We start from the raw sequence: 8454 nt of genomic DNA on the forward strand, positions 1-8454 counted from the left end.
ATGATGGCGCTGGCCTTGGCGAAGTCCATCTGACCGGCATATTTCTGCTTCAGCGCGCCGATCACCTTGCCCATGTCCTTCTGGCTGGCGGCGCCCGTCGCCGCGATCGCCTCGCGCGCCGCAGCCTGGATCGCCGCCTCGTCGAGCTGCGTCGGCAGGAACTCGCGGATGATCTCCATCTCGCCGCGCTCCTGCGCCGCCAGTTCCGGCCGCTTGCCGTCCTCGAAGGCCTTAGCCGATTCCTCGCGCTGCTTCACCATCTTGGCGAGGATCTGCAGGATCTCCTCCTCGCTCGCCGGCGGCTTGCCGGCGCCGCGATTGGCGATATCGCGATCGTGAATGGCGGCCTGGATCAGCCGCAGCGTCGGCAAGCGGTGCTTGTCCTGCGCCTTCATCGCGCTCTTCATGGAATCGGCGATTTTCTCGCGCATTGTGCTTCTCCTTCGAATACGCCGGACAATAGCTTCGCCGAACGGTAACGCAAATTCCCGCAAGCCGCTGATATTGCTGGACGAATGGAAATCAGAGCTGGCTGGCGGTGTCCGCATTGACCGTTCGGGCGCCTTCGCCTATGTACTCGGTCCTGCATGAGACAATGAGTTGACGCGCGGAGGCTGGGAAATCCTGCTTCGCGCGCTTTGCTGCGCGAGTGGTCCCTTCGACCAGTCGCAGCGCCTGACAGGAGTGCCGCCATGGCCACAACCACCGCCCCCTGGGCCACCGAAAAGCCGACCGCCCTTCTGGTGCTCGCCGACGGCACGGTGATCGAGGGCCGCGGTCTCGGCGCCACCGGATCGGCCGTCGCGGAAGTGTGCTTCAACACGGCGCTGACCGGCTACGAGGAGATCCTCACCGATCCGTCCTACGCCGGCCAGATCGTCACCTTCACCTTCCCGCATATCGGCAATGTCGGCACCAATGACGAGGACATCGAGGACTTGCATCCGGCGGCCCGCGCCGGCGCTGTCGGCGCGATCTTCAAGGCCAATGTCACCGACCCGTCCAACTATCGCGCCGCGGGCCATCTCGACCAGTGGCTGAAGCGGCGCGGCATTGTCGCGCTGTCCGGCATCGACACCCGCGCGCTGACCGTGCTGATCCGCGAGAAGGGCATGCCCAATGCCGTCATCGCGCATGCGCCCGACGGCGTCTTTGACATCGAGGATCTGAAGCGTCAGGCGGCTGCCTGGTCGGGCCTGATCGGCCTCGATCTCGCCAAGGAGGTCACGTCGGGCCAGTCCTCGGTCTGGCGCGAGACGCCCTGGGTGTGGAACGAAGGCTATGGCGAGCAGGACGCGCCGTCGATGCATGTCGTGGCCATCGACTACGGCGTCAAGCGCAACATCCTGCGCCTGCTTGCGGGCCTGGGCGCCCAGGTCACCGTCGTGCCGGCGAAGACCGGCGCGGAGGAGATCCTGGCCATGCAGCCGGACGGCATCTTCCTATCCAATGGCCCCGGCGACCCGGAAGCGACCGGCGAATATGCCGTGCCGGTGATCCAGAACCTCTTGAAGACCGACATTCCGGTGTTCGGCATCTGCCTCGGCCATCAGATGCTGGCGCTGGCGCTCGGCGGCAAGACCGAGAAGATGCATCAGGGCCACCACGGCGCCAACCATCCGGTCAAGGACCACACCACCGGCAAGGTCGAGATCGTCTCGATGAACCACGGTTTCGCCGTTGACGCCGACTCGCTGCCCGAAGGCGTCGAGGAAACCCATGTCTCGCTCTTCGACGGATCCAACTGCGGCATCGCGCTCACCGGCCGTCCAGTGTTCTCGGTCCAGCATCATCCTGAGGCCTCCCCCGGTCCGCAGGATTCGCATTACCTCTTCCGCCGCTTCGTCAACCTGATCCGCGAGCGGCGCGGCGAGCAAGCCCTGGCGGAACGCGCGTAGCGGCCTAGGGCGTGCTGAGATTCAGGTCAGGCCGAGCCGAAAATGGTGGGTTCCGAGAACCGGAGCGGAGCGTACTTGAAGTACGTGAGCACCGGAAGCGCAGGAATCCGCTATTTGCAGACCGGCCTCACCTGAATATCAGCACGCCTCACGCAGCGTCGGTGACCGCTTCCTGGGTGTGCATGCGCTCGACTTCCTTCGGCGTCGGCCTGGCCACTTTCGTCACGAAGACGATGACCGCCAGCGTCAGGAAGATCGCGCCGAGCACATAGGGCGCGCCGCCGAACACGACCGGCGCGGTCGGGCTCGTGAACCAGGAAAAGATCGCTGTGTAGAGCAGCGGCGTGATGATCGAGGTGATCGAGAAGATCGAGGTCATCGCGCCCTGCAATTCGCCTTGCGCCGACGGCGGCACCTTGGCGGCGGCGAGGCTCCTCAGCGGCGGATCGGCCAGCGCCTCCAGGCAGCCGGCAACGATCACCGCATAGACCATCCAGCCCTGCGTCGCGAAGGCGTAGCCGAAGGCGCCGAGCGCGGTGAAGGTCAGCCCGATCGCCGCCGTCTTCCACTCACCGAGCTTCGGAATGATCCGCGGCAGCACCGTCGCCATGATGATCGCGCCGCACAGGCCGAAGGCGCCGAGCGAGAAGCCGATCTGCTGCTGGTTCCAGCCATAGCGGTAGTTGGAGACAAACGCCCAGACCGCGGGATACATCATGTGGCCGAGCGTCATCAGGAAGAACACCAGCCCGATCCAGCCGATGCCCGGATAATTGCGCATCTGCATCAGCGTGCCGACCGGATTGGCGCGCTTCCACTCGAAGGGCCGGCGGTGTTTTTCGTCCAGCGTTTCGGGCAGGAACACCATGGCGATCAGGAAATTCACGAAGGCAAGCGCGGCGGCGAAATAGAACGGCACACGCGGCCCGAACGTGCCGAGCACCCCGCCCAGCACCGGGCCGATGACGAAGCCGACGCCGAAGGCGATGCCGAGCAGGCCGAAATTCTTAGCCCGGTTCTCATCATTCGAGATGTCGGCGATGAAGGCCGATGTCGTCGAGTAGCTGGCGCCGGAAATGCCGGCGAGCACGCGGCCGATGAACAGCATCGGATAGGACCAGGCGATGGCGCAGATCAAATTGTCGATGGAGAAGGTCAGCACCGAGGCAAGCAGGACCGGCCGGCGTCCGAAGCGGTCGCTCAGGCCGCCGATGATCGGCGCGAAGAAGAACTGCATCGCCGCATAGACGAAGAACAGCCAGCCGCCCTCGATCGCGGCCTCGCTGACGCTGACGCCGCTCAGTTCCTCAAGATAGGCTGGCAGCACCGGCATGATGATGCCGAAGCCGATGATGTCGAGCAAAAGTGTCGTGAAAACGAGCGCAAGGCCCCGCTTGGCGGTTTTCGGGTCGATCATGGTGACAAGTTCCTCATCCGCCCTGGGGGACGGGCGGATGGACCTTATAGGCGAGGTCAGCGGCCGGAACAATCCGCGAACGAACGCAAATGCCTTATGCTGACACACTTGCCAGCGGGCGCCGATCACGGATCGTCACTCGAAAAGAGGGGAAACGCCGCCTCAGATCGGACCGCTCATCGTGTTGCAGTCGGACAGCTTGCCGCTCTTGAAGCCCCGCGCCAGCCAGGTCTGCCGCTGCTGCGAAGTGCCATGGTTGAAGCTTTCCGGCACGACATAGCCCTGCATCTTCTTCTGCAGCGTGTCGTCGCCGATCTGCTTGGCCGCGTTCAACGCGCTTTCGATGTCGCCCTGCTCCAAAATGCCCTTCTGCTGGGTGAAATGCGCCCAGACACCGGCGAAGCAATCGGCCTGAAGCTCGATGCGCACCGAGAGCTGGTTGGCGTCGGCCTCGCTCATGCCCTGCCGCATCTGGTTGAACTTGCCCATGATGCCGGTGAGGTTCTGCACGTGATGACCGATCTCGTGCGCCACCACATAGGCGCGCGCGAACTCGCCAGAAGCGCCGAACTGCTGGTCGAGCTGCTGGAAGAAGGTCATGTCCAGATAGACCTTGTGATCGCCAGGGCAGTAGAACGGCCCGGCCGCCGCCGAGGCGAAGCCGCAAGCCGAGCGAACCTGGCCGCTGAACAGCACCAGCCTGGGGTCCTCGTAGATCAACCCCTGCGATTTGAAAATGCCGGTCCACGTGTCCTCGGTATCGGCAAGCACGGTCGCGACGAACTGCTTCATCTCGTCATTGGCGGGCGCGTTGCCATTGTCCTGTGTCTCGGTGATCTGGCCGCCGCCCCCGGGCAGCAGTCCGCCGTCGCCGCCACCCAGGATCTGCGACGGGTCGAAGCCGAAATACCATCCCGCGAGCACAACCAGGATGACCAGGAGGATGCTGCCGCCACCCCCGGTGCGGCCGCCGATCGGAACGCGGAACTGACCGCCGCCACCCAATCCGCCGCCACCGCCGCTGTCGCTGCGCTCGTCCTCGATATTGTCGCTCTGACGACGGCCTCTCCAAAGCATGGCAACTCCTCGCAATGCGAATGTCCTGGAGGGGCTGGCCCGCGACCGCCCCGCGCTGACAATTATCGCAACGGCCAGCCCAAGTCACAGAATTTTTCGCGCCCGAAAAATGCGCGAGGCGGAGGAGACTCCGATCGGCCGGTTAATTTCCACTCCCGATAAACCGGCTGAAAATCTCAGCTTTTCAGCTTGGCGCCGGCGCTTTTGCCGTCCGAACTTTTCGACCGTTCCTCGAAACGCGCCGCGCCCTTCTTCAGCGGATGGCCGGTCTCTGCCTCGGTCTTGCCTTCGTCGCCGGCGGCCGCCTGCCGCAATCCCCTGGCTGCCTGCTCTCCCTTGGCGGTCGGTGCCTGTTCGATGCCCATTGCTTCCTCCCTAAGCGCGATAATCGCGCGATGTGGGAGGTAATGCGGCCGGGGTGCGTAGGTTCCGCGTCAACACGCGCGATGGGAACCGGGGAGCTAAGCCTGGCGGTGAGTCATCGCTCGGCGGAAAGCATCCAGCGTTTCGGCGCTGACATGGTGCTCGATGCCTTCGGCGTCGATGCGCGCCGTCTCGGCGCTGACGCCCAGCGAGCGCAGGAAGGCTTCCACCGTCTGGTGGCGGATGCGGCTTTCCTCCGCGACCTTGCGGCCGGTCTCGGTCAGGAACACGCCGCGATAGGGCTTTCGCGAGACCAGCCCGTCGGCGCAGAGCCTGGTCAGCATCTTGGCAACCGTCGGCTGCGCGACGCCGAGCCTTGCCGCGATATCCACCTGCCGCGCCTCGTTGCCATCCTCGATCAGATCGGCGATCAGCTCGACATAGTCTTCGACCAGCGCGCTGCGGCGCGCCTGGCGCTGCTGCCGGAATCCTTCCGAATGGATTTCGGCATCGGGAAGCGGCTCCTCGCGTCGAACTGGTTTGTTCCTAAGCGCCAATATGCGCTCCTCCTGAATCGGGATCGCATCCATAGCACGAAACCCCTGATGGCCCGGCCGTTTATTTGCATTCCCGCGCGGGCGCAACGGCGTTTCCGCCGCCCGCCCTGGAACTTGCTCCCGCGATCACGAAAGCATGATCAATGAAATATAGCATATTGCATAATGTTGAGCTGTGGCATAGATAGGAGGCACGTTCGATAATTCTAGCGGAAATCCCATGTCCGATGCCGATGCAGTAACCGTAGCCCGACCCGCATGGCGATTCGACAGGCCGGACGACGAGCAGCCCAGCCTGCGCGAGGTGAACGCCTCGATCGCGGTGCCGCGGACCGGCGTCTGGTTCCGCCGCCTGTTCGCTTTCATGGGTCCTGGCTACATGGTTTCGGTCGGCTATATGGACCCGGGCAACTGGGCGACGGACCTCGCCGGTGGCGCCCAGTTCGGGTACACGCTGCTTTTCGTCATAATGCTGTCGAACCTGATGGCGATCCTGCTGCAGGCGCTGGCCGCGCGCCTCGGCATCGCCACCGGCCGCGACCTCGCCCAGGCTTGCCGCGCCTATTATCCGCGCCCCGTCAATCTGATGCTCTGGATCGCCTGCGAGCTGGCGATCATCGCCTGCGACCTCGCCGAGGTCATCGGCACGGCGATCGCGCTGCAGCTTCTGTTCGGAATTCCGTTGATCGGCGGCGCCATCCTCACCGCGCTCGACGCCTTTCTGGTGCTGCTGCTGATGAACAGGGGCTTCCGCTATCTCGAGGCCTTCGTCGTCGCGCTGCTGATCATCATCTTCGGCTGCTTTGCCATCCAGATCTTCGTCGCCGCACCGCCGGCCGGCACGATCCTGCATTCGATGTTCGTGCCGTCGTCTGAGATCGTCACCAATCCGGCGATGCTCTACATCGCCATCGGCATCATCGGCGCCACGGTCATGCCACATAACCTCTATCTGCATTCCTCGATCGTGCAGACCCGCGCCTATGAGCGCACCGAGACCGGCAAGCGTGACGCCATCAAATGGGCGACGACGGATTCGACCATCGCGCTGATCCTGGCGCTGTTCGTCAACGCTTCGATCCTGATCGTCGCGGCAGTCGCCTTCCACAACACCGGGCATCAGGACGTTGCCGAGATCGGCCAGGCCTTCGAGCTGCTGTCGCCGCTGCTGGGCCTCAGCATCGCCTCGATCCTGTTCGCCGTCGCGCTGCTCGCCTCCGGCCTCAACTCGACGGTCACCGCGACACTTGCCGGCCAGATCGTGATGGAAGGTTTTCTGCGCTTGCGCATTCCGCAATGGGCGCGGCGCCTGTTGACGCGCGGCATCGCCATCGTCCCCGTCGTTGTCGTCACCGCGCTCTATGGCGAAAAGGGCACGGCCGAGTTGCTGGTCTTCAGCCAGGTGGTGCTCTCGATGCAACTGCCCTTCGCGGTCATCCCGCTGGTGCAGTTCGTGTCGGACAGGAAGAAGATGGGCAGTTTCGCCATACCGCGCGGCCTTGCGGCGCTGGCCTGGGTGGTGGCGGCCGTCATCCTCGTTCTCAACTTCAAGCTGCTCTACGATACCTTCGCCGGCTGATCGCGACATTCCAGCCGGACGCGCTATCTTGGCGCTATGGTCAAACCGGACGAAGCTCGCAGATTCTACGCCAGGCTAATGGCCGCGCAGGCCCGCTCGGCCGATCCGCGCATCGAGGAGGTGTTCGCCTCGGTGCCGCGCGAGGCCTTTCTCGGCCCGGGACCGTGGACCGTCTTTGCCGGAGAAGGCCGGTTCGAGACGCCGAGCGCCGACCCAAGCTATATCTATCAGAACGTGCTCGTCGTGCTCGATGCCGACAAGGGCATTAACAATGGCGAGCCGCTGCTGCATGCCATGTGGCTCGGCAAGGTCGAGCCGAAGCCTGGCGAGGCCGTCACCCATATCGGCGCCGGCACCGGATATTATACGGCGCTGCTGTCTAAGCTGGTCGAGCCGGGCGGCAGCGTCACCGCCTTCGAGATCGAGGCCGATCTTGCCGCGCGCGCCAACGCGAACCTTGCGGCTTACGACAATGTCGAAATCGTCCAGGCCGACGCCGTCGCCAATCCGCTGCCGCTATCCGACATCATCTATGTCAATGCCGGCGTCGTCGCCCCGCCCGCCGCATGGTTGGGAGCGCTGAAGCCTGGCGGCCGCATGATCTTCCCCTGGCGCCCGTCCGAAACCGTCGGCCTCGCGGTCCTCATAACCCGCCTGGAAAATGGCTTCGCGTGCCGGCCCTTCATGGGCTCCTGGTTCATTCCTTGCGTCGGCGCCTCCGCCGTCGAGCCAGGCGCGAAAATACCGACCCGCGAGCGCGCCGCGCGCACCCGCTCGATCTGGGTTAGGGAAGACAAGGCGCCCGACCGCACCGCCACCGCCGTCTTCGGCGATGTCTGGTTCTCGTCACGCACCATTAGCGCTGACAACACGCGGTAGAAATTCGCGGGGCCGTGTCGGAAAGCGGCCTTGCCGTTCGTCCTTAGCTCGAAATCCCGCCGTGACGGGCGCAGGCCAGCCAAAAGGAGAAAGACTATGCGCAAGATCATCGCCGCCACCTTCGTCAGCCTCGACGGCGTCATGCAGGCGCCCGGCGGACCGGAAGAGGATCCGGTCGGCGGCTTCGAATTCGGCGGCTGGACGTTCCATTACTTCGACGAGGTCGCGGGCACGGCGATGGAGGAACTGTTCTCCAAACCCTTCGCCCTGCTGCTCGGCCGCAGAACCTACGACATCTTCGCCGCCTACTGGCCGTATCAGAAGGATTCGATCGCAGATGTTTTCAACCCCACGACCAAATATGTAGCGACGCATCGGCCAAATTCGCTGACCTGGGAGAACACCCAGTCGCTCGGGCCCGATATCCTTGCCAGGCTTAAGGAGATCAAGCAGGAAGACGGGCCCGATCTGCTCATCCAGGGCTCCGGCGATCTGATCCAGACCTTGCTCGCCAACGGGCTGATCGACGAGATCCGGCTGATGATCTTCCCGTTGCTGCTGGGCAAGGGCAAGCGGCTGTTCGGCGACAACGCGATGCCGGCCGCCTTCAAGCTCGTCAAATCGCAGGCTACGACCACCGGCGTCATCATGGCGACCTATGAGCGCGCGGGCGAAATCCGCACT

The 8454-nt window shown here is 64.2% G+C and carries 9 protein-coding genes; 4 read left to right on the top strand and 5 right to left on the bottom strand.

The genetic code is table 11. From position 1 onward, the window contains the following. A partial coding sequence (locus EOA28_RS15975; protein ID WP_148670729.1) for a GatB/YqeY domain-containing protein occupies nucleotides 1-431 on the bottom strand: 431 nt, incomplete at its 3' end. Between the two features lie 261 nt (nucleotides 432-692). Between EOA28_RS15975 and carA the strand changes: the two genes are divergently transcribed. Then, nucleotides 693-1898 (top strand): glutamine-hydrolyzing carbamoyl-phosphate synthase small subunit, encoded by a 1206-nt coding sequence (gene carA / locus EOA28_RS15980; RefSeq protein ID WP_127252901.1) that lies wholly within the window; start codon nucleotides 693-695, stop codon nucleotides 1896-1898. A gap of 148 nt (nucleotides 1899-2046) precedes the next feature. Here the strand turns inward: carA and EOA28_RS15985 are convergent, their stop codons facing one another. The 4 genes from EOA28_RS15985 to mntR all read right to left on the bottom strand — a co-directional run bounded on the left by EOA28_RS15985 (nucleotide 2047) and on the right by mntR (nucleotide 5312). Beyond that, nucleotides 2047-3315, bottom strand: a complete 1269-nt coding sequence (locus EOA28_RS15985; RefSeq protein WP_128315043.1) for a TCR/Tet family MFS transporter — start codon at nucleotides 3313-3315, stop codon at nucleotides 2047-2049. Nucleotides 3316-3477: 162 nt separating this feature from the next. Then, complete coding sequence (locus EOA28_RS15990; protein WP_127252899.1) at nucleotides 3478-4392, bottom strand: neutral zinc metallopeptidase; 915 nt, start codon at nucleotides 4390-4392, stop codon at nucleotides 3478-3480. A 176-nt stretch (nucleotides 4393-4568) separates the two neighbouring features. Then, a complete protein-coding gene (locus tag EOA28_RS15995; RefSeq protein WP_127252898.1) occupies nucleotides 4569-4757 on the bottom strand; it encodes a hypothetical protein in 189 nt (62 codons plus the stop codon). A 96-nt stretch (nucleotides 4758-4853) separates the two neighbouring features. Next, nucleotides 4854-5312 (bottom strand): manganese-binding transcriptional regulator MntR, encoded by a 459-nt coding sequence (gene mntR / locus EOA28_RS16000; RefSeq protein WP_042647014.1) that lies wholly within the window; start codon nucleotides 5310-5312, stop codon nucleotides 4854-4856. A 220-nt stretch (nucleotides 5313-5532) separates the two neighbouring features. Between mntR and EOA28_RS16005 the strand changes: the two genes are divergently transcribed. The 3 genes from EOA28_RS16005 to EOA28_RS16015 all read left to right on the top strand — a co-directional run. Continuing rightward, nucleotides 5533-6891, top strand: a complete 1359-nt coding sequence (locus tag EOA28_RS16005) for an Nramp family divalent metal transporter (protein ID WP_127252897.1) — start codon at nucleotides 5533-5535, stop codon at nucleotides 6889-6891. A gap of 36 nt (nucleotides 6892-6927) precedes the next feature. Continuing rightward, complete coding sequence (locus tag EOA28_RS16010; RefSeq protein WP_127252896.1) at nucleotides 6928-7770, top strand: rRNA adenine N-6-methyltransferase family protein; 843 nt, start codon at nucleotides 6928-6930, stop codon at nucleotides 7768-7770. A 96-nt stretch (nucleotides 7771-7866) separates the two neighbouring features. Further along, a partial coding sequence (locus EOA28_RS16015; RefSeq protein WP_128315044.1) for a dihydrofolate reductase family protein occupies nucleotides 7867-8454 on the top strand: 588 nt, incomplete at its 3' end.

Origin of the sequence: Mesorhizobium sp. M2A.F.Ca.ET.067.02.1.1 (assembly GCF_004023285.1) — a bacterium.
In the GTDB taxonomy this organism is placed as follows: domain Bacteria; phylum Pseudomonadota; class Alphaproteobacteria; order Rhizobiales; family Rhizobiaceae; genus Mesorhizobium.